Annotated in this window: 1 pseudogene; it reads right to left on the bottom strand. The window is 78.8% G+C overall.

What is annotated here, in order from left to right:
- Positions 1-396: pseudogene (locus tag ACWJ6R_RS37635) on the bottom strand (hypothetical protein); the annotation flags it as partial.
- Positions 397-646: the final 250 nt, after the last annotated feature.

Raw genomic sequence — 646 nt, 5'->3', positions numbered from 1 at the left:
AGCGCCCAGCCCGCCGCCCGCGGGCTCCCGGGACGGGCGCCGGGCGCCCGCGCGGTGCTCGACGTCATGCGAGTTCCTCCGGAGGTGGTCGCGCCAGCCCGCGGTGAACTCCGCCGCGGTCAGGCCGAGCGTGGTCTCGACATCGCTACCGTAGAGCCTCACGAGGGCCCCCTCGCCGAAACGTGCGGCGACGTAGCGGCAGGCGAGCCAGGCCTCCTCGTAGGCCTGCGGGAGCCGCGCCCCGCCGGGGGCGAAGTCCGCCGGTCCCGGCAGCGCCGCCGGCAGCACGCCGGCCCGCACCTCCCGGGCCAGCTCCGCGGCGACCCGGCGGACGTCCAGCCCCGTGCCCGCGTAGCCGACGTAGTCGGCGAACCCCTCCGACAGCCACATCGGCACCCGGCCTCCCCGGTCGCGCCGGTGGCCACGTGGACCAGCTCGTGGGTGAGGACCACGTCCCTGCCGGTCTCGCTGAGCCGCGCGTAACCGCCCGGCACGACGACCACCCGGTCCGCGGTGGCCAGCGCGGCCAGCCCGCGCGTGGCCGCGACCCCCGAGGCGCCCGCGAGCACCGCGGCCTGCGCGTCGGTCTCCGGCAGCAGGACCACCGGGCGGACGGGCCCCCAGATCGCGGCGATCCTGCGGCGGG

This window comes from Planomonospora algeriensis, from assembly GCF_977012225.1.
Note: the sequence above shows the minus strand (reverse complement) of the source record. Positions and strands in the feature narration are given on the sequence as shown.